This is a genomic window from Polyangiaceae bacterium, from assembly GCA_016715885.1.
In the GTDB taxonomy this organism is placed as follows: domain Bacteria; phylum Myxococcota_A; class Polyangia; order Polyangiales; family Polyangiaceae; genus Polyangium.
This window is the reverse complement of sequence record JADJXL010000024.1, coordinates 118,611-138,442: the sequence shown is the minus strand read 5'-3', so window position 1 is coordinate 138,442 and position 19,832 is coordinate 118,611. Positions and strand designations below refer to the sequence as shown.

Annotated in this window: 16 protein-coding genes and 1 pseudogene; 10 read left to right on the top strand and 7 right to left on the bottom strand. The window is 60.2% G+C overall.

The window, feature by feature from the left end; all coding sequences use genetic code 11:
- The first annotated feature begins 365 nt into the window (after window positions 1-365).
- Both IPM54_35065 and IPM54_35060 read left to right on the top strand, forming a co-directional pair.
- On the top strand, window positions 366-509 hold the full coding sequence (locus IPM54_35065; protein ID MBK9264990.1) for a hypothetical protein: 144 nt from the start codon (window positions 366-368) through the stop codon (window positions 507-509).
- A gap of 174 nt (window positions 510-683) precedes the next feature.
- Entirely contained in the window at window positions 684-1,472 is a 789-nt protein-coding gene (locus IPM54_35060; protein ID MBK9264989.1) for a hypothetical protein, read from the top strand.
- On the opposite strand, the gene IPM54_35055 is transcribed toward IPM54_35060, so the two are convergent.
- The 7 genes and pseudogenes from IPM54_35055 to IPM54_35025 all read right to left on the bottom strand — a co-directional run bounded on the left by IPM54_35055 (window position 1,411) and on the right by IPM54_35025 (window position 9,930).
- Complete coding sequence (locus IPM54_35055) at window positions 1,411-4,545, bottom strand: efflux RND transporter permease subunit (protein MBK9264988.1); 3,135 nt, start codon at window positions 4,543-4,545, stop codon at window positions 1,411-1,413. The two genes, IPM54_35060 and IPM54_35055, sit on opposite strands and share 62 nt — an antisense overlap.
- Before the next feature lie 5 nt (window positions 4,546-4,550).
- Window positions 4,551-5,933 carry an efflux RND transporter periplasmic adaptor subunit gene (locus IPM54_35050; GenBank protein MBK9264987.1) on the bottom strand — a complete coding sequence of 461 codons (1,383 nt, stop codon included), beginning with the start codon at window positions 5,931-5,933 and terminating at the stop codon, window positions 4,551-4,553.
- Window position 5,934: 1 nt separating this feature from the next.
- Window positions 5,935-6,132: pseudogene (locus IPM54_35045) on the bottom strand (hypothetical protein).
- Between the two features lie 172 nt (window positions 6,133-6,304).
- Window positions 6,305-7,039, bottom strand: coding sequence for a hypothetical protein (locus tag IPM54_35040; GenBank protein MBK9264986.1), 735 nt, complete (start codon window positions 7,037-7,039; stop codon window positions 6,305-6,307).
- On the bottom strand, window positions 7,032-8,366 hold the full coding sequence (locus tag IPM54_35035) for an AAA family ATPase (protein ID MBK9264985.1): 1,335 nt from the start codon (window positions 8,364-8,366) through the stop codon (window positions 7,032-7,034). Before IPM54_35035 ends, IPM54_35040 begins: the two co-directional genes overlap by 8 nt.
- 421 nt (window positions 8,367-8,787) lie before the next feature.
- Window positions 8,788-9,489 (bottom strand): hypothetical protein, encoded by a 702-nt coding sequence (locus tag IPM54_35030; GenBank protein ID MBK9264984.1) that lies wholly within the window; start codon window positions 9,487-9,489, stop codon window positions 8,788-8,790.
- 54 nt (window positions 9,490-9,543) lie between these two features.
- Window positions 9,544-9,930, bottom strand: coding sequence for a hypothetical protein (locus IPM54_35025; protein MBK9264983.1), 387 nt, complete (start codon window positions 9,928-9,930; stop codon window positions 9,544-9,546).
- Between the two features lie 405 nt (window positions 9,931-10,335).
- Between IPM54_35025 and IPM54_35020 the strand changes: the two genes are divergently transcribed.
- The 8 genes from IPM54_35020 (at window position 10,336) to IPM54_34985 (ending at window position 19,786) form a co-directional block, all read left to right on the top strand.
- Window positions 10,336-11,613 (top strand): hypothetical protein, encoded by a 1,278-nt coding sequence (locus IPM54_35020; GenBank protein ID MBK9264982.1) that lies wholly within the window; start codon window positions 10,336-10,338, stop codon window positions 11,611-11,613.
- Between the two features lie 208 nt (window positions 11,614-11,821).
- Window positions 11,822-12,604 carry a hypothetical protein gene (locus IPM54_35015; protein MBK9264981.1) on the top strand — a complete coding sequence of 261 codons (783 nt, stop codon included), beginning with the start codon at window positions 11,822-11,824 and terminating at the stop codon, window positions 12,602-12,604.
- A 129-nt stretch (window positions 12,605-12,733) separates the two neighbouring features.
- Complete coding sequence (locus tag IPM54_35010; protein ID MBK9264980.1) at window positions 12,734-13,747, top strand: hypothetical protein; 1,014 nt, start codon at window positions 12,734-12,736, stop codon at window positions 13,745-13,747.
- The gene (locus IPM54_35005; protein MBK9264979.1) at window positions 13,722-14,024 is read left to right on the top strand and encodes a hypothetical protein; all 303 of its coding nucleotides are present in this window, start codon (window positions 13,722-13,724) and stop codon (window positions 14,022-14,024) included. Before IPM54_35010 ends, IPM54_35005 begins: the two co-directional genes overlap by 26 nt.
- Window positions 14,021-15,346 carry a serine/threonine protein kinase gene (locus IPM54_35000; GenBank protein MBK9264978.1) on the top strand — a complete coding sequence of 442 codons (1,326 nt, stop codon included), beginning with the start codon at window positions 14,021-14,023 and terminating at the stop codon, window positions 15,344-15,346. The genes IPM54_35005 and IPM54_35000 overlap by 4 nt, the downstream gene beginning before the upstream one ends.
- Before the next feature lie 9 nt (window positions 15,347-15,355).
- Window positions 15,356-16,360 carry a PEGA domain-containing protein gene (locus tag IPM54_34995; protein MBK9264977.1) on the top strand — a complete coding sequence of 335 codons (1,005 nt, stop codon included), beginning with the start codon at window positions 15,356-15,358 and terminating at the stop codon, window positions 16,358-16,360.
- Window positions 16,361-16,417: 57 nt separating this feature from the next.
- The gene (locus tag IPM54_34990) at window positions 16,418-17,962 is read left to right on the top strand and encodes an AMP-binding protein (protein MBK9264976.1); all 1,545 of its coding nucleotides are present in this window, start codon (window positions 16,418-16,420) and stop codon (window positions 17,960-17,962) included.
- A gap of 231 nt (window positions 17,963-18,193) precedes the next feature.
- A complete protein-coding gene (locus IPM54_34985) occupies window positions 18,194-19,786 on the top strand; it encodes a hypothetical protein (GenBank protein ID MBK9264975.1) in 1,593 nt (530 codons plus the stop codon).
- Window positions 19,787-19,832: the final 46 nt, after the last annotated feature.

Below are 19,832 nucleotides of genomic sequence, written 5' to 3'. Positions count from 1 at the left end.
CTTGCAACAAGCGAAATGTCAAGACGCGCTTCCGACGGCCGTGTTCGACAAGATCGACAAACTGGCCTCGCCGCGGCTCGTCGAATCGCACCAAGGGCAGGATCGTGCGCGCCAGGCCGCCGATGCTCCGCCCATGAAACCACGTGCGGCGCATGTCAGCCCAGGCCCGAGGCGAAGGGGCGAGCGCGGCCGATCTTGGCGTCTAAGATCGAAGCGCAATTCACGGTGGGCGAATACGAAGTAGTCATTTTGAGCGCCCGTGATTCCCGCGGGGCTCGATACGTAATCAAGCAGGAAAATAAAGATTCCGGCAGGATCCGAACCTTTGCTTCGGCCCTACGTGCAAAGGTGTTAACAAGTTTTTCGTGGCCAAGGTCGACACGAAAAGGTGCGGTCAGCCGGTCGGCATGTGGCGCAGCTTTCGCCCTTGCGTTTTCATTACGACAGCAGAAACGTTTGCATTGCCCGTGCGCCTCGGGCTCGTCAATTCCGGCGGAACGCGGGACTGATCGTACAATTTCTTGCCAAAGGACAGCGGTACGAACGGCGAATTACCCGAACGTCGCGATTCCAACAGATTTGGACGTGAAGGACAAAGTTCGCAATGATTTCGGCGCATTCTACGCGGCGCTCTTCGATAGAACCTTGTCCAGGCAGCCGCGTGCGGTGATCACCGAATACGCGTGGGACGCGAGTGTGACCCGTGTCCTGGCCCGACGCTCGATGGCAATGACCTGATGACGCTCGGCATGGATGCGCTGAATGCCGCAAGTGGCGATATCGCCGGCTCCGCCACCTGCTGGAGGCCCTCCGATGGCTCTTTAGCGGCGGCCAATGCTGCGACGGTGGGTGGAGGCGGATTCGTATTGACGCGTCTTCACATGCGTTATGGCAAAGAAGGGTTGGGGGAGGATTTGGTTTTTCGCACGGCACCACCCATCGTCGGCGGGCGCGAATTCTTGCAAGAGGGCGGAAAGCTCGAAACGGGTGCGGTGCAAAGCAGCATCAATAATTTTCAGGCGCGTTATGCAATCAGGCATGCGTGGACGGGGCCTGTTGCATGTGCGAATCCGCGTCGTGGGAGGTGGGGCGGGCCGCCTTCGGGCGTGGCGCACAAGGGCACCGAAGCTGCGCAGAAGCTTGCATTGCAAAGCGTGGCGGCTTTGACTTGGGTGGCGATGGTTGCGCGCGACGACAATGAAACGAAGATCGACAGCGGGCCGCTGGTGCCCGCGCCGTCGATGTACGGGGCGCCAATCGATACGACGCCTGCGCCGACGCCGACGAGCGTGGCGACGTCGACTCCATCGGAAAGCGGCGCGTCAGGGCCGCCCGCGACGCCGCCTCAAAGTGGGTGCGCGGGGTGCCGCGTGGGGGATGCGAATGACGCAATGCCGAGCGGCGTGGGAATTATCGCTGCAATTGGGATTGCGCTTGCGAGGATGATGATGCGGTCGCGTCGGCGGAAGTGAGGAGTGGTTGCTCCATCCGTTTGCCCGCGCCAAACGCCACGTAAAGCGCCGGCAAGACCAGCAGCGTCAGCAGCGTCGACGAAATCACCCCACCAATGACCACCGTGGCCAATGGCCGCTGCACTTCCGCGCCAACACCCGTATTCAGCGCCATCGGCACGAATCCGAGGCTCGCCACGAGCGCCGTCATCAGCACCGGTCGCAGCCGCCGCTCCGCCGCCTGCTCCACCGCTTCACGCAAAGGCATGCCCGTCGCCAATAGCTGCCGAACCGTCGACACCAGCACGATGTCCGCGAGCACCGAAACGCCCGAAAGCGCTACGAATCCAACGCCGGCCGAAATGCTGAATGGCATTCCGCGGAACCACAAGGCCACGATGCCCCCAATCGCCGCAAACGGAACGCCCGTGAATACGCGGGCCACATCCAAAATGCGGCCGTACGTGAAATAGAGAAGCGCGAATATCAACGCAAGCGCCGCAGGCACGACGATGAACAACCGCTCCTGCGCCCGCTCGAGGTGCTCGAATTGACCACCATAACGCACGTAATGGCCCGACGGTAATACGACTTTTTCGCGAATGAGCGCGCTCGCTTCGCGCACGAACGAGCCGACGTCGCGCCCGCGCACGTTCGCTTGCACCACGATCCGACGCCTCGCCCACTCGCGGTTGATCGTGGACGGGCTCTCGACCAATCGTAATCGCGTGACGCTCGAAAGCGGAATCTGCGTCCCATTGGCCGCCGTAATCAAAATGCTCCCGACGGCCGCGACATCGGTCCGATATCGATCATCCAGCCGCAACGCAATCGGAAAACGCCTTTCACCCTCCTGCATCTGACCCACTTCACGCGTACCGAGCGAAGCGACCACATCCAGCACCTCGTGCGCCGGAATTCCATGCCGCGCAATCGCCGCACGATCAACCTCGACCTGCAGCAGCGGCTGTCCCGTCACTTGCTCGGTCACCACATCGGTCGCGCCCGGAATCGATTTCAACACCGCCTCGATCTCACGTGCCTTTTCCTTCAAAATGTCGAAATCGTCCCCGAACAGCTTCACCCCCACGTCCGAGCGAATGCCGGCGGTCATTTCATTCACCCGCATCTCGATGGGCTGCGTGAATACCATGCGCATGCCAGGCAAATTCTCGAGCTCGCCCTGCATCGCTCGCACGAGGTCGTCTTGCGTATTGCCTCGTTTCCAGTTTTCTCGCGGCGTGAGCGTCACGAATACGTCGGAGAGCTCGATGCCCATTGGATCCGTCGCAACCTCGGCCGTTCCCGTGCGAGTCCAAACGCGCGCAATTTCATCGGGAAATTTTTCGCGCAACGTATTCTCGATCCGAAGCCCGTAACGAATCGACTCGTCGATCGAAACACCCGCCAAGCGAATCGTATTGACCACGATGACGCCTTCGTTCAAACGCGGAATGAACTCCGATCCGAGCCGCGTCGATAGTGCAATCGCCCCACCCAGAAGCGCCACCGCACACGTCAACACCAACCGACGACGGCCGATGACGAAATGCAGCACGTGACGATAGCCTCGCAAAAGCCCCCGGACCAAGACGTTATCGCGCTCGGCACGCCGGCGAGGCAATAAAAAGCTCGCAAGTACCGGCATCAGCGTGAGGGACAATATCATCGATCCCGCGAGCGCAAAGATCACCGTCAGCGCCATCGGCCGAAAAAGTTTCCCCTCGATGCCTTCGAGAAAAAGAATCGGCAAATAAACAATCATGATGATGAGCTCGCCGAACATCGTCGGTTTGCGCACTTCGAGCGCCGCGTCGCGTACGACATCCGTCGCGGATCGCTCGCCATCGTTCTCCGCCAGCCGCCGCGTCGCATTCTCGACCATGATCACGGAGCTATCGACGACGAGACCGAAATCGATTGCACCGAGGCTCATCAGGCTGCCCGCAATACCAAAACGCAGCATCAGGTTCGAGGCGAACAGCATCGATAGTGGAATGGCCAGTGCAACCACGATGCCTGCGCGCAAATTGCCGAGGAACACGAAAAGCACCGCAATGACCAGCATCCCGCCTTCGAGCAGGTTCGTGCGAACCGTTCGAAGGACGAGATCCACGATTTCGGTGCGATCGTAGACGGCTTCGACTTCGATGCCGGGAGGTAAAGTTTTTTTGATTTCGGCAAGTCGCACCTTCAAACGGCTCGTCACGTCATGGCTGTTTTCACCCATGAGCATGAAACCCAGACCCAGGACCACTTCGCCTTTGCCATCGGCCGTGACCGCTCCACGGCGAATTTCCCGCCCTTCGACCACTTTCGCCACATCACGCACGCGAATCGGTACACCCTCGCGCGCCGTAATGACCATGTCCTCGATATCGCTCGGCCGAGTCGCCACGGCGATTCCTTGAACGAGCGTCGCTTCGCCAGCTCGATCGAGGCTCCCACCGCCCACATTGGCGTTGTTGTTTTCAATGGCTTCCGCAAGCTCGGAGAGCGTGAGGCCCCGTTGCTGGAGATTTCTCGGGTCGACGACGACGTGCAATTGCCTTTCATCACCGCCCCAAGCATTCACTTCCGCGACGCCTCGAACCGATCGAAGCTGAGGCTCGATGATCCAATCCTGCGCCGTTCGCAGCTCGCTGAGGCTTTTGTCTTTGCCAGAAACGATGTAATGAAAAACTTCTCCGAGCCCCGTGGCGACGGGTCCAAGTGTCGGGCGATGGATATTGGGCGGCAGCGAAACGCTTTGCAGCCGCTCCATGGCGACCTGCCGCGCAAGATAAATGTCCGTTCCATCCTCGAAAACGACGGTGACCTGCGACAAGCCGAAACGCGATAACGATCGCACCTCCAGAAGCCCCGGCAAACCCGAAATGGATTGCTCGATGGGCGCCGTGATTTGCCGTTCGATTTCGACGGGCGAGAGCGCCGGAGCGACGGTATTGATTTGCACCTGCACCGGCGTCGTATCCGGGAACGCGTCGATGGGCAGCCGATGGAAAGAAATGGCGCCTAGAATGGCCACCGAGAGCGTCGCGAGAATGACAATGAAGCGGTGGCCCAAGGACCACACGATGATACGACTCAGCATATCATTCAATCGGCGTCGCAGCAGCCGGCGCCGATGCTCTCCTTCAACGTTTCGGTCTTCAGCATGAAGCTACCGGTCGTCACGACGGCCTCGCCGGGGCGTACGCCTTTGCGTATTTCCACGAGGTTGCCTTCACGAATGCCCAGCTCGACGCGCCTCGTTTCGTATTCGTTCGCCGTAAGTCGCACGAATACGAGGTGCACGTCTTTGGCGCGTTGCACGGCTGCGTCGGGCACCATGACGCTTTGGCGGCTTTCGCCGACGAAAATGCGCCCGCGCCCGAACATGTTGGCGCGCAAGACGCCGCCTTCATTTTCGAGCGGAACGCGCGCTCGCACGGTTCGAGTGGCGATATCGATCTGCGGACTCAAGTAAGTGATTTTGCCGCTGAACGTGCGCCCCGCGAGCCCATCGATTTCGACGGTCACGGATTGCCCCACGGCAACGACCGACAATTCGGATTCGGGCACGTCGAGCTCGGCCCACATCGCCGACGTGTCCACGACCTCGAAAAGGAGCTCTTCGAGGCCCACGAGTTTCCCCACTGTGGCGCCTCGTTGCGTCACGACGCCGTCAATGGGTGAGGTGAGCGTGTACGAGCCGCCTGCGCCGCCTCCCGCGCCAATGATGGAAAGTCCCGTCGCGAGCGCCGATTGCTCGGCTTTGGCCGCAGCGAGCTCCTGTTCGGCCGCGAGCACGTCTTGGTCGGCGCTCAGCCCCGCTTTTTGCAGTGCCGCATGTCTTTCGTAATTCTTTTGCGCAATGGTGGCGCGCGCTCGTGCAGCTTGAAGTTTGGAACGATCCGCGCCGACTGCGGCGCTTTCGATGACGGCGAGCGTGTCCTTCTTTTTGACCTGCGATCCAATGTCGACTTTCAGGCTGCGCACGATGCCGGGCGCTCGCGCATTGATGTGAGCGAGGCGCGTGGCATCATAAACGAGCCTCGCCACGGCGACAGCTCCGCCCGTATTGGGACGCGCTTCGGCGTTGATGGTTTCTATCCCTGCGAGCCGCGCTGTTTCGTCTGTTTTGAGCCGGACTTTTGTTTTATCGGCTGGGGCTTCGCCATTGGATGTTTTTGCGGGCGCATCGTTTCCACTCACGTTCGCTGCGGGAATGCCTCCGCGTTCGGGGTGGCACGTGGGACAAATGGATTCGGGCAATCCGTGTTCGGCGCACCAATCCCCTTTGGCTCGAAACACCGCTTCGAGTTTCGGATGGCATTTCGGACAAACCACACCGAGCACTCCATGCTCGCAGCGTTTGTTTTCGGAATCGGGAGCTTTCTGGGCAGAGCTTGCCGGGGCCGCGGATGAATCCTTCGGGGTTCGGTCGCACCCCGCGAGCCCGAAAAGGGCTGCGAGGGCGGCGACGATGACCGGGCGCACGTCAGCTTCCCTTGGGGGGTCGAACGATTTTCAGGTCCGGATTGCATTTCAAGCATTGCGATTCGGGCAAACCGTGTTCGGCGCACCAATCGCCCGTGGCTTTGAATGCCGGAATCAGCTCGGGATTGCATCGCGAGCATTGCGATTCGGGGACGGCGTGCTCGCCGCACCAATCTTCGTGCGAGCCTGGTTTGAAGTTGCTCGGTGCGTGGGCGCCGTCCTGCTTGGCTGTGGATTCGGGTTTTGCTGCTGACCCGGAGTCTTTGGAGCACGCGGGCGCGACGAGCGCGAGGGAAGCGACGAGGGAAAGGATCACATACCACAAACGATTCATGGGTTTCCTCCGAATCAAGCTGAAGAATCATGTATGTTTACGCCCGACGAATAGGAATATCACGGGCAATCCAAGCACGGAGCTGGTCGCAGAAGCCAGAGAGCCCGCACGCTTTGGCGGCTCCAGAACCCGAGCACGCTGCCGCAATGAGTGACTCGTTTTCCCGATCTCGATCGCCACCAAAGAAGTCGTCCAGCACAGCCTTCGCGCTCTTCGGGACGTTTTCTTTATGAGAGAGGCATTCTGGATGCTCATGTGGCGCAAACCCAAGCTGTTGCCGCCACTTGCGCAAGCGTTCGTCATCCATTTTCGAGGCAGGTGACCAACCCGCAATGACCCAGGCTTCACCGCATTCGGATGCAATGGCGAGGAGCCACGGATTGGAGGTCGGCAATTCTCCGAGCGCATTTTCTACGTCCGTGCGACGGCCGCGAACGCCATCATCATCCCTCGACCACACAACGACGCTTCGGGGCCCGAGCAGTTTCTCTTTCTGCAAGACCTGAAAGAGCTGGCGAACCAAGCCCCCATCACCCTTCTTGGGGCCATCCGATGAAAACCGCCTGGAAAGCCCGCGCTCTCGCGCGAGCTGCGGAATGTTGTGCACTCGGATGAATGGCCAACCCCCTAAACCCGCATATGTACGGACGTCAGTCAAGGGAGGCAAAGCAGCGGTCGAAGTCAAAAAATGATCAATGAGCAGCGGCACCCGTCGTTCATCGCCCCGACCCTCGACGACGACGATGATGCGCCACGGCTGGTCGTCATTCATTTGAATTCTCCAACCAGTCTTCACCGACATAACCCCAGAATTCGCCCGAAGTCATACTCGACTTCCATTCCTGCCATTCAGGATGGTCGGTCAGAGCACGCAGTCGTGTGCCGGAGCCATCGGAACGAATGACACGCACGGATTCAGCGGGGATTTCATCGAGAATATAGGGGGAATGGGTGGAGATGATGAGACGCGGTCCGCCGTTTTCCGGAATGTGTTTCAATTGCTTGATGAGCTCGCGTTGGGCCTTGGGGTGAAGCCCGCGGTCTATGTCATCCATCAACAAGATACGCGGCGGATTGGGTTGATGCATGATCGCTTGGATGCCGAACGCGAAGAGCGTCCCCTCACTCAACAAATCGGCTGGCACCCATCCAGCGCCTCTCATTTTCACCTCGAGGTGCACCCGCGGCATTTTCACGGCATCACGGTGATCTGAATCGCGCAGCACTTGGCGTGTTTCCTCGACGGCCGGTACGATTTGTCGAACACCATCGACCACTTCGCGCAGTCGCTGGGGTTCATTGTTCGCAAGGTACATGAGCAACATGGGCAGGCCCGTACCATCGAAGCTCAGCCGCGGTTGGCCTTCGACGACTTCAGCCGGGGTTGCAAGTGCTTCGGCGCGAAAACGCAGCAAAATGGACGGCCAAAAGGGACGACACTCAGGGCGATTCGGCAGCGGTGGCGATGGCGGTTTGCCAGGGGATGTCCATTGTTGAATTTTATTGCCCCACGCAAGTGCGACCGTGAATTGGGTCTCACTGTCTTCTATGGGGTCCGCTGAAAGACGCAGGGTGATGCCATTGGCTGCGCCGATGGCGAGCTCCATCGGGGTTGTTGCATTGCTCGAGCGCAAGCGGCGAACGTCGCGCGGCCCGCTGAACAATGCTCGAGGTTTTCCACGGGTCACCTGCGATGCGTAGGAAATACCATGCAATAGTGTGGACTTTCCAGACCCGTTTGGACCTACCAATACGGTCAATCCGGATTCCGCCAAATCGAGCTTCACGTTACGGCACGACCTGAAATTGATAAATTGCGCCCACGTAACGAATGAATCGGCGACGGCTACCTGGCGAGGCTCCGTCTCCACTCCGAGCGCGTATTCGAGGTCGCGATCCGATATGGATTCACCAAGGGCCCAGACGAGGTCGATCCCTTTTTTTTCAACGGCGACCACATCATCGGCCGCTTCGAGCAACAATCTCGTCAAAGAGGGATATCCCAACTGCCTTACGCTGAATCCGGGGATTTCTCGCTTCAATGCGTGACCGATGTCCGCACCGGATGCTCGTTCACGCTCCCTTAGGAGCTGCGTCACAACGCCCAGCGCGCGTCAAGTCGTCGTCATCAGACGCTGCTGGTAGCTTCGTGTCGGTCATCGGGCGCTAGGATACGTGGCCCTGTCCTTACGTGTCAAGTTGGCTGGCACCGACGGGTTCGCCGAGCTGAACGCCGATCGCACCAACCCATCACGGAGCGCACTCTGCTCCCCCCACTTGCCATCCGCACCCATCACACATCGCGCAGGTGGCCGCGCAGTCGCCGTCCGAACGCGTCACGTTCCGCAGTGGCGGCCGCGTTGGGCGCATCTTGACGCGGTAAGATCCATGGAGTGCGGTCACCACCTCGCATCATGACGCCTCATGCACCGCGCAAAGCGGCCATCACCTCGCAGTTGTAGCGCGATGGATGGTGCCCAACGGGCGCCCAGTGCGTATCTTGCGGGCAGCGGGGCCGATTCAGCCGGTGGGCGAGCCGGTTTCGACGAGTGATTCGTCGAGCTCGTCGTCGCCGTCCGTCGAGGAAGACTTGTACTTGAGGAAAAAAGCGTCTGCCCAGTCCTTGGTGCGACCGGATTTGGCGGCAATGGCAAGGAGCTCGCCATAGTTCGCCAATCGAATGGCATTGACGTCGTCTTTCCAAGCGCGAATGTCGATACGTGCATCGGTCCGCCCAAGCTCGGCGGCGCGAACGTCGGCAAGGGCGGTGTTACCGGCATCGACGAGCGACTTCAGCGAATCGATATGCGGCTTGCGGAAATCATCCGAATAGATCTTCGAGCCGAGCTTATCGATGAGGTCCTCGGCGATTGCGACCTGTCGCTTCAATGCAAATCGCACGACCTTGTCGATGGTCTCGGAAAAGAGCGATTTGAACTCGGGCCGCTTTCGCACTTGATCGACCAAAAACAACGCGGCGCTGTGCAGCTTGCGAATGCCTTCGTCGATGTGCACGTCCGCAATGCTCGACTTGGCATTGGCCTTCAAGACGGAGCGCTGGGTGTCGAGGTCGAGCTTGAAGACGACATTGAAGTCGTCGAGCGCTTGGGTGACCTGCGGCGCGAGGTGCTTGGCTTCGTCATCGGCAAGCAGCGCCGCTTCGTGAAAGACGAGATCCGCCCAGAAAACCAGGACGGCCCTCGAAGGATCGATGCGTCTCATGGAGGCGAGAGTACAAGGGGCGAACGCAGTTAGTCAAGAAAATGGAGCGTCGGATCAAAGCTCCGGCGGCACCCAGTCCTGACCGGAATCACAGTCGTCTTTGGCGCTCGCTTCGTCCGGGTACTTGTCCATGTCTTTGTAGTACCAATTCGTTTGCCTGTGGCCGTCGATGCCGCTCGATTGACAACCACCCCATACCTCGGTCATGTCGCAAACGGCGCCCTCTTCGTAGGTGGCGCTCATCGTGGTGGCCTTCAAGGTTTCACAGACGCCTTCGAACGTGATGAGCGACGGGCCCTTGAAGTTGCGGATGTCGGTGCATTGCGGCCTCTCGGGGCGCAGATCGCAGCGGGCTTGTCGCGTGCCAAGGGGGGCTTGATCGAGGAGGTCTCCGCATCCGAGGGCGCAGAGGATTGGGAGGAGAAAGAGAATGGTTCGCATGGCGGCGATATCGCATGCGAAGGGGGTCGACGCAATGCAAAATTGGGGCTTCATCGAGCAATGAGCGGCAGTACGCTGCCCCCATGTCGACCGAAATGGGCCAGGCGCTCGTCGCGTTCGCGCACTTCGGAAATGCGTGCCGTTCGGGCGTCGAGAGGCTTGTCGCGGGCGTCGAGGTGTGTGTATGCTCGAACGCGAGCCGAAAGGAGCTCGGTGCGATGAGCAGCGGTGAATGCGATTGGTAGCAGCGAACCAAGGTGGCCGCATGCACGGCGTCCAAGCGATGCCATGAAACGCGTCGTCCCCAAACTGATTGCATTGTGGGCACTTGCATTGCTGTGCCTGGCGATCCTCGATTGGACCGGCTATCAATCGTTCTGGCTTTCGTTTGCGTGGAGGTGAAGCATGATGTTCACCGTCGATCCACGCGAAGTTCTGAATGCCGGTATCGCTGGGAAATTGACCGCGTATTTTCTGGTCGTTTCGATCCTCATCGCGCTGGTGGGTTTCGGCTTTGCTCTTGCAGGGCCGAGGCGAGAGCGCACCGTTCCGCTCGTCGTGTTTGCGGCCGCGAGTATCAGTGCGTTCGTCCTGGGGTTGGGTGCAGCGGTTGTCGTCGTTCATCGAGCCCAGCGGTCGATTCTCGATGGTTATTCGTCCACGCACGGGTGGTCCTCTTGGAACGATGCGATTGACGTCGCGGAATCGACGCATGCCTCGGTCGGTATCGCCCTGGGACTCGTGTCCGTGCTTTTGGGCTTGGCGGCGATTGTGCATGCTTTTCGTGCGCGTCGCGATGCAGCTCGTGCGCCAGTGCTTCTTCCTTGTTGCTTTGCGCTTCTCACCGCCGGCACGGCCATTGGCATGCTTCGCCGCGCGTACGCGGTCGGTCATTCTCCCTCAACGGCGCTCGTGGCTGCAGAGGTCGAGTGGGTAAAAGTGCATGGCGACGAATACATGGCAAGCGCTCACCTATGGGTATTTGGAATCGCCATCGCTGCAAGTGCCATTCTATTGTTGGCTTCCTTTTGGAATGAGCGCAAGCCGCCAATTCGTGTACCAAGATCCGCGTGGGCAGCGTCCGCGACGATGGCGGCGATTGGCATATCCGCGTGGGTCGTCACGCGGCCGATTGCACATGACGCGAAAGAGGCAATTCCGTGGCCTGAACCGTTCCCAGGCCATCGCTGCCCAACCATTCCCTCTGGCACGGCTTCGTTACCCAAAATGTCTAGTGTCGACGCGCCGTGCTCGTGGACGCCGAGCAAATTCATCGTGCCGCTTGCCGTCATCGATTTCGGTGCGCCTGTGCCCTTGGTCGATGGAGTGCCCGTGCACGATCCAACGCATGCCAATCGCGTGGTGGGTTATCGCGTCATCGAGCATGACCCGAGGAACCGGATGCCTCCGCTTTTCGTCGCAGCGCCTGCGACGATGCAAGCGTCGGACATTGGCCCATGGCTCGCCGCAATGCCTCGTGACTTACCCGCGGCCATTGTGGTCGCCCATGATCAGCCGACCGTGTGGTCCAAGACGGCTGGGCCCATTCCGCGCACACCGCGGTGTTCATGCCCCATTGTGAACATGTCGCCATCGGGCGCGGGGCTCGCTGGGTATACGTGGGAACAGATTGCCGGAGCTGCTGCGAGTGCAATCGATGAGCCGCTCGTGATTGCGCCTTGACAGCCCGTTGATTTGTCTGCTCGCACTCGAAATCGTGACGTGCGACATCGCTCGAAATACTGAAGTATTGCTCGCTCCATGCGTTATCACGGTCCGCGCTTCGTGAAAAGGGGCAGCGCTCTCCGCGTCGTCGATGCTTCCGAATGCATGCGCTTGCCATGCGAGGTGCTTCCATGCGACGCTCGCGTGTGCTACTCGGGAGAAAATCATGTATCGACACACCTTGGGTTTTGCAATCATCGTCTCCATGTCCGTGGGCGCCGGCTGTTCGGCAGGCGGCACGGCGTCGAATTCTGGTGGCGCAGGGGGCGAGGGCGGAGAAGCTTGGTCCGGCAGCAGCTCTGGACAGGCGAGCTCTGGAATGGGCGGCGCAGGGGGCGGCGGTTCATCGAGCAACTCGGGGGCGGGAGGTAGCGGCGGCGGCGCCATGCCGATGCTTTCCATTTGCCAGCAAGGGTGCGTTTCCGTGAGCGATTGCATCATCGCCGGCGGTGGTGCGGCGTTCGATGCCGACAATTATGCATGCAATGGCGGAGCTTGTGAATATACGGGCTGCAATTCGGACGCGGAATGCGACTCGACGTTTCCGAATCAAAACTACGTTTGCCGTTCGGTGGTCGCGGGTTATCCGGCGTCATGCGTCAAAGGGTGCGTCACGGCCAGCGATTGCGCCATCGCCGGGGGCGGCCCCGCGTACGATGCCGACAACTACGCCTGTGAAAGCGGCGGCTGCGTGTATTCCGGGTGCAACACGGATGCGGAATGCATGTTCACGGGACCCGATTACGTGTGCAGATCCAGCGTGCCTGGCGGTCAGAAAGCTTGTTACGTGTCGTGCCAGAGCGCGACGGATTGTCCTTTGGCGAATGCAGGCCCTGCCTTCGATGCCGATAACTATTCGTGTTCGCAAGGGTTTTGCGAATACGTCGGATGCAACTCGGACGGCGAGTGCGCGGCTTCCTTTCCGAATGGCAGTTACGTCTGTCGTTGAGTTCTCGCTCCTCACGCCCGCCTCACGCCCCCGACCCCCCTCTCCAACTTCGCATTGCGTCGCAATGCTGCGTGGAGAGGGGGGAGAAGAGCGTTGACGCGGATGCTAAAATCGTGTCCAGTGCTCACCATGGGCTTGGACTTGATGCGTCCGCTGCGCGCAACTGCCGTCGTCTCTTCGATCGCCGTCGTGTTCTCCGCGTGTCAACAACCTACGCAGATCACGCTCGAGATCACGACCGACATCGAGTGCTCGCCGGACCTGCCGCTGAACACCGCGATCGTCGTGGGCAATGCAGACGCTGAAAGCACGACGCCGGGCACCGTGACCGACATGTGCAAAAATCGTCGAATCGGCGCCATCGTGCTGCTGCCCAAATCCGCGAATGACGAGCGGATCGCCGTACGCGTCGTCACGGGCATCGGCGCGAGATACTCGGCGGAAGATTGTCTCCAAGATCCCGAGCTTCAGAAGGAAAAGATCAGCGGCGTGATGGAAGGCTGCATCATCGCTCGCCGCACGTTGAACTTCATTCCGAGCACTCCGCTTTACCTGCCCGTGAAGATGCGTGCCGTTTGTCTCGGGAAACCTTGCGATCCGAACAGCACGTGCTCGTGGAACGCAGGCTGCATTCCAGCCGAAGTGCCGGATCCGGACACGTGCTCCGATCCCGAGGGCTGCGAGCTTCCAGGCGACGAATCACCCACAGGATCAGGCGGCGCTGGTGTGTCGAGCAGCTCGTCGTCGAGCTCATCGAGCAGTTCATCGTCGAGCTCATCGAGCAGTTCGTCGTCGAGCTCATCGAGCAGTTCGTCGTCGAGCTCATCGAGCAGTTCGTCGTCGAGCTCATCGAGCAGTTCGTCGTCGAGCTCATCGAGCAGTTCGTCGTCGAGCTCGGGAAGCGCTGGCGGCGCGGGCGGCGCTGGAGGCATGGGCGGAATGGGGGGAATGGGCGGTATGGGAGGGACGGGGACGACGGGCGGAATGGGGGGAATGGGCGGCGTCGGGGGAATGGGCGGCATGGGAGGGACGGGGACGACGGGCGGCATGGGAGGAATGGGCGGCGTTGGGGGAATGGGCGGAATGGGGGGGAATGGGCGGTATGGGAGGCAGCGGTTTGGGCAGCGCGGACGCTGGCTTTGATGCTGCTGGCGGCGGAATGGGCGGCGATGGGGGCATGGACAATATGGACGGCGGCTTTGATGCCGCTGGCGGCATGGGCGGCGTGGGCGGCGGCGGTGGGACAGTCAATATGGACGCGGGCGCAATCAATGGCACGCTCGAGGGTGACGACATGATCATTCCACCCGGCTATTTGATTCCTGGACAGCAATACATCACTCGCACGCGTCGAACGACTCCGCGCCGCGCTCCGCTGCGCTTGCCATTGTATCTTTACCCGCGTAACGTGCGACCGTGAACGATTCCCCGGTGAATACCTCCGGAGGCGTGCCTACTCCGGGAACCATTCTCGCTGGCAAGTACGAGGTTCTCGGCGTGCTTGGTCAAGGCGGGATGGGTGTCGTGCTTCAGGCGCGCAATCAGCGCACGGAACAATCGGTCGCCATCAAGCTATTGCTGCCCGAAGCGCGAAACATGCCCGACATCGTGGCGCGATTCGAGCGCGAAGCACGCGCGGCCGCTCGCATTCAAGGGCCCCACGTCGTGCGCGTGTACGACGTCGATAACCTTCCGGATGGTAGCCCCATGATGGTCATGGAGCTGCTTCAAGGCTGGGATCTCGGGCAAGAGCTCGTGGCGCGAGGCCCATTGCCCTATCCCGAAGCCGTCGAATTCATTCTCCAAGCGTGCGAAGCGATTGGGCAAGCGCATCAAATGGGGGTCATACATCGGGACATCAAGCCGAGCAATTTGTATTTGTGCCAAGAAGGCACTCGGCGCGTCCTCAAAGTGCTCGATTTCGGGATATCGAAGCTCATCGACCCCACCAATCAAACCAATCAAACACAAACGGCGACGACGTTTGGAACGCCTCAATACATGTCGCCCGAGCAGGTTCGTTCTGCCAAACATGTCGACGGTCGTTCCGACATCTGGGCATTGGGGGTCGTACTGTTCGAGCTCTTGAGTGGCCGCGCGCCTTTTGGAGCGGACACGTCGACGGCAACGCTTGCGGCGATCATCGCCGACACGCCCGAGGATTTGCGTAACATTCGCGCCGACGTGCCGCCGAAGCTCGCGGCAGCCGTCAAGAAAGCGCTCGAAAAGCGCCCCGAGGATCGATTTCAGGACATTGGTGCGTTCGTCTCTGCCATTTCTCCATTCAGCTCGAAAAACGTTTCTGCCGCGACGCTCGCGCAGGTCGCGACGCCTGTCCTTCGCACGGGGAGCCATAACCCGACGATGCGCCTGGCCGTGATCTCCGCCGCCGTGGCCACAGGGATCGTCGCAATCGGGCTTGCTCTCTTGGCGGCCAAGGTTCGCTCGCCGGATCCAGCGCCGCCGCAGTCTGCACTACCGATAGCGGCGGATTCTTCGCAGCCAACCATTACGGTCACGCCCGCCGCGGCGTTATCGACACCATTGCCCTCGGCCGCGCCAGCGCCCGCTCCAAGCGCCGAAGTGGCCCCACCGAATACGCCGAAACCTACCGCGCCCGCCGTGAAGACCGCGCCGTCTCCCGAAATTCCGAGCAAACCTCCAGTGAAAACGGCTGACAAACCACCGCCTCCTCCGCCGGCGCCTGCACCAAAACCGACCGAGGATCCGGCCCATCTCTGAGATTGTGCAATGAACGGACGTTCTCGACGCATTGGAATCGTTACCCTGCTCTTGGTCCTGGCCAATTCGTGGGTTGCGCCGAGTTTCGCTGACGAGCCGCCGCCGGCCCCAGCGTCGCCGCAGGCCGCGCCGCCCGAGGCGCCGGATTCGGCCGTCGTCACGCGAGCCAAGGAACGCAAGCTCGAAGGCGATCGCGCGATGGATTCATTGCGGTATGCCGATGCGCTCACGGCGTACAACGAAGCTTATGCGCTGCATCCTGAACCCGCATTGCTGTACAACCTCGGGCGCACGCTCGAAGCGCTCGATAGGCTCCCCGAAGCGCTCGAAAAGCTGGAACTGTTTCAATCTGCGGCACCTCCCGAGCTATTGGCCAAGGTTCCGGGGCTCCAGAATCGCATTGCGAACATCAAGAAACGCACGTCCCAGCTCACGATCAAGGTGAACGTCGAAGGCGCGCGTATTCTGGTGCGTGAAGCCGTCGCGGGAAAGTCGCCCCTCGACAAACCATTGATGCTCAAAGCGGGCAAAGCAAGCGTGCTCATCGAGGCCGAGGGGTATTATCCATACCAAGCGAATGTCGATTTGCCCGGCGGTGGTGGATACGTGCTCGACGCGCAGCTTTCGAGCAAAGAAAAAGTGGGGCGTTTGATCGTTCGAGCACCAAAGAGCAACGTCTCCGTATCGCTCGATGGACGCGCATTGGGGCAAGCGCCTGTCGAAACATTGGCGGATGCCGGGACGCACAACATCGTCGCGCGTCATCCCGACCATAGCGATTACGCAACGAGCGTCATCGTCAAGGCCGGCGAAGAACGATTGGTCATGGTGACTTTGGGCGATCCACCCGTCTACAAACGGTGGTGGTTTTGGACTGCAATGGGTGCCGTCGTCGTCGGAGGCACAGCGGCGACCATTGTAGGGCTCTCGGAGCGATCGCCCGACAAGGGCGACATCGCACCGTATCAACTCACGCCGTCGTTTTACGCGGTATCGCCCGTGATCGAGTTCTGAGTCCGATCGAAATGTACCGAGCGCGGTTCGTAGCGCATTGCCTTTGGAGGCGTCTTCATGTTCGTGCCCCTCACGTTAGCCGATTTTCTCCACCGTGCAGAATTCGTTTGTGGCGATCGCGAAGCGATCGTCGATGAGCCGCATCAGCCTGGAGGGAGTTTCGGACGAATCACGTACGGTGCATTCGCGGAGATGTCGCGCAGCTTGGCCGCGGCGCTGGACGATCTCGGCGTGCCCGAAAATGCCCGCGTAGCGATCATTTCGCCGAATTCGACTCGTTTTCTCGTGTCACTCTTCGGCGTGAGCGCTTTTGGCCGCATCCTCGTGCCCGTCAATTTTCGCCTGAACGCGGACGAAATTCGTTACATTCTGGAACATTCGGGCTCGACCGTGGCGCTCGTCGATCCGGACCTCGAATCCGTCATACGCGAAATCCCAATCAAACACCACATCGTATTCGGTGCCGAATCGGATGCGAATCTGTTTTTGCGCAAAGGTGCAAAACCAAAATACGCGGTCGATGATGAAATGCGCACGGTTTCCATCAATTATACATCGGGGACCACGGCGCGGCCCAAAGGCGTAAAGCTTTCGCATCGCAGTTGCTGGCTCAATGCAGTCACGTTTGCGCTTCATGTTGGCGTATCGGAGCGCGACGTGTATTTGCACACGCTTCCGACGTTTCACGCCAATGGTTGGGGCATGCCGTATGCGCTCACGGCGCTCGGTGCTCGGCAGGTGGTTTTGCGCAAAGTCGACGGAGCGGAGATTCTGCGGCGCATCGAAGCGGAAAAGGTAACGCTTTTTTGCTCGGCGCCGGCCGTCGTGGCAGCGGTGCTCGATGCTGCGGCGGCATTACGTGCTGCGGGAAAGCCCATTCCGGGAGCGGGCCGGATGCGCATCGTCGTCGCGGGCGCTCCGCCGCCCATGAAAACCATCGAACGGGTGCAAACCGAGCTTGGGTGGGAATTCATTCAAATTTATGGTTTGACGGAGACATCGCCGCTGCTCACGGTGAATCGAGCGCAAACGGAATGGGATGGCCTCGATTCGAGCGCCAAGGCCGAAAAGCTCGGGCGCGCGGGCGTGCCTGCCGTGGGTGTACGAATGGATGTCAGTCCTGGGGGCGAAATACTGGCGCGATCGAATCACGTCTTCGATGGTTATTACGATCAGCCCGAAGAAACGGCGAAAGCCATCGTCGACGGCTGGTTTCACACGGGTGATGGCGGGCATCTCGAGGGCCCTTATACAGTGATCACCGATCGCAAAAAGGACGTCATCATTTCTGGCGGGGAAAACGTTTCTTCGATTGAGGTCGAGGATTGTTTGTACCAGCATCCCGCGGTGGCCGAAGCTGCGGTGATTGGCATTCCGCATGAAAAATGGGGCGAGACGGTGATGGCGTTCGTGGTTGCGCGCGCGACGCATTCGCTCGGGCCGCACGACGTCATCGAACATTGTCGGAGCAAGCTTGCGCATTACAAGTGCCCGACGGTCGTGGAGATCGTGGCGAGTTTGCCGCGCACGGCCACGGGAAAATTGCAGAAGTTCAAGCTGCGGGAACCGTATTGGGCGGGAAGAACGCGCCAGGTGAGCTAGTATTGGCAATCGGTTTCAATCCGATCCCGGGGGGTATGGGGGGGCCGAGCCTCGCCGTGTTGTTGTGCGAAGCGCAAAAACACCGGTAGGCGAGCCTCGGCCCCCCCAATCGTAAACAAGACTCTCGCGAGCGCGCGTCTCACGCGCGCGAAGCGACCGTGCAGATCTTGGCTCGGCATCTCGCCGATCGCGTGCTAGCCTGCCGCCGCACCACAGACCCGTACCTTTCCGATGACCTCCTCCGATCTACCTGCAACCGACCCTGTTACTCCGCCCAACGCTCCATCGCTCTTTGGCCGTATTCGCGCGTTTCTCAGCCGTGACGACGTGGGCAAGTGGCTGTTTTTGCTGACGCTCGTGGCGGGTGCCGTCCACCGAGGGTGGTTCATCTTTTCCGCCAATCCGCCGAAGAACTTCGTCTGGTCGGACATGCAAGGTTATGTCGAGCGCGCGGCCCGGCTGGCGGATCCCAAGATCAAGCTGAATCCTTTCGATGCGTTTTACCCGCCGGGCACCCACGCGCTTTTGGCGCCGTTTTTTGCGTTGACGAAGAGTCGGGACGCCGCGCTTGCTGCAGGCCAAAGCCTTTGGTTCGTCTTCGCCGTCGGTACGCTCGTCGCCGTCGGTCTCATTGCCAATCGTCTCTTCAAGCATCCGCTTGCGGCATTCATTGCCACGACGCTCGTTTGGACGCATTGGGCGTTTTCCGTTTTTGCGGGTTTCTTTTCGAGTGAAAACCCATTTGCTTGCTTCATGTGCGTGTCACTACTCGTGGCGCTCTGGGCGCGCGACATTCCGACGGACAGGCGTTGGGCGCGCACGGGCGCATTTGCGCTCGCGGGGCTTCTGGCGGGCATCACGGCGTCGATCCGCCCGCAATTCGTCATTCAAGCGGCCTTCATGGGGCTGCCCCTGATTGGTTTTTACAGCCTTTATGGGCGCGTGCGAGCGCTCTTTCGCAAAGGTGCCGATCGTCCGAAAGAACCGTGGTTCCACTTTCGTGAAGCCATTGCTCTCGCGGTGATGTTCCTTTTGCCGTGCATTGCGACGATGCGTCTCAACAGCGCCGCCATGAACAAGCCTTCGGGCATGAGCAACAACGCGGGGCTGAACTTTTACCAGGCTCATTGCGACGTCGTGCACGTTCATATGCAGGGAATGGGTTTTGCCGCGCCCGTACGCATTCAGCGAATGATCAACGAGGGGCGGGACGCCAACAAGAAGGTCGTGCACAAGCGTTATGGGTGGGACAACGAATACTTCTTCGACCTCGGATTCAAATGTATCCGCAAAGACGGTTGGTCGCACGCCAGACGAATCTATACCAACGTCGCCGACTTGTTCGCCACGACCGAGCCTTGGCCCCCGAATCAGGGCAAATTCCGGCGAGTGACCACCATATCCAATGTCGTTTACTGCTATGCGCTGCTCTTCATCGTTCCCGTCGCCTTGTGGCTCGCGCGGCGCAGGCGGCCCGAGCGTTGGCTTTTGGTGCAGCACGCCTGCATTCTCCCCGTGGGCCTGCTTTTCGTAGGCGATCCGCGTTATCGCATTCCGTACGATGTGTTCGGGATGCTCCTGCTCACGGGTATCATCATGGCAGGGCTCAAGCTGCGGCGTGACGAACGGTCGGACGCGACACAGGCTGAAACGCCCGCGGCCCCCGATGAATCATCGCCGGAAACCAATGACGACGAGCAAGCTTCATCTGCCGATGAAGAAGTGTCTTCGTCCGATGAGGAAAAACCTGCCGCTGCCGCTGAAGAATCAAGGCCCGCCGATAGCGAAGATAATTCGCCGGCATCTGGGAAAACGGCGGATTAGACCACGCGGCGGGTTAAAGTGGCTGTCTCAAAAATCGAGCCGTAGT

Coding starts and splice junctions, on each gene's coding strand:
- IPM54_35030 (MBK9264984.1), bottom strand. CDS start 9,489: ATGAGACGCATCGATCCTTCGAGGGCCGTCCTGGTTTTCTGGGCGGAT.
- IPM54_35055 (MBK9264988.1), bottom strand. CDS start 4,545: ATGCTGAGTCGTATCATCGTGTGGTCCTTGGGCCACCGCTTCATTGTC.
- IPM54_35015 (MBK9264981.1), top strand. CDS start 11,822: ATGTATCGACACACCTTGGGTTTTGCAATCATCGTCTCCATGTCCGTG.
- IPM54_34990 (MBK9264976.1), top strand. CDS start 16,418: ATGTTCGTGCCCCTCACGTTAGCCGATTTTCTCCACCGTGCAGAATTC.
- IPM54_35040 (MBK9264986.1), bottom strand. CDS start 7,039: ATGAATGACGACCAGCCGTGGCGCATCATCGTCGTCGTCGAGGGTCGG.
- IPM54_34985 (MBK9264975.1), top strand. CDS start 18,194: ATGACCTCCTCCGATCTACCTGCAACCGACCCTGTTACTCCGCCCAAC.
- IPM54_34995 (MBK9264977.1), top strand. CDS start 15,356: ATGAACGGACGTTCTCGACGCATTGGAATCGTTACCCTGCTCTTGGTC.
- IPM54_35025 (MBK9264983.1), bottom strand. CDS start 9,930: ATGCGAACCATTCTCTTTCTCCTCCCAATCCTCTGCGCCCTCGGATGC.
- IPM54_35020 (MBK9264982.1), top strand. CDS start 10,336: ATGATGTTCACCGTCGATCCACGCGAAGTTCTGAATGCCGGTATCGCT.
- IPM54_35010 (MBK9264980.1), top strand. CDS start 12,734: ATGGGCTTGGACTTGATGCGTCCGCTGCGCGCAACTGCCGTCGTCTCT.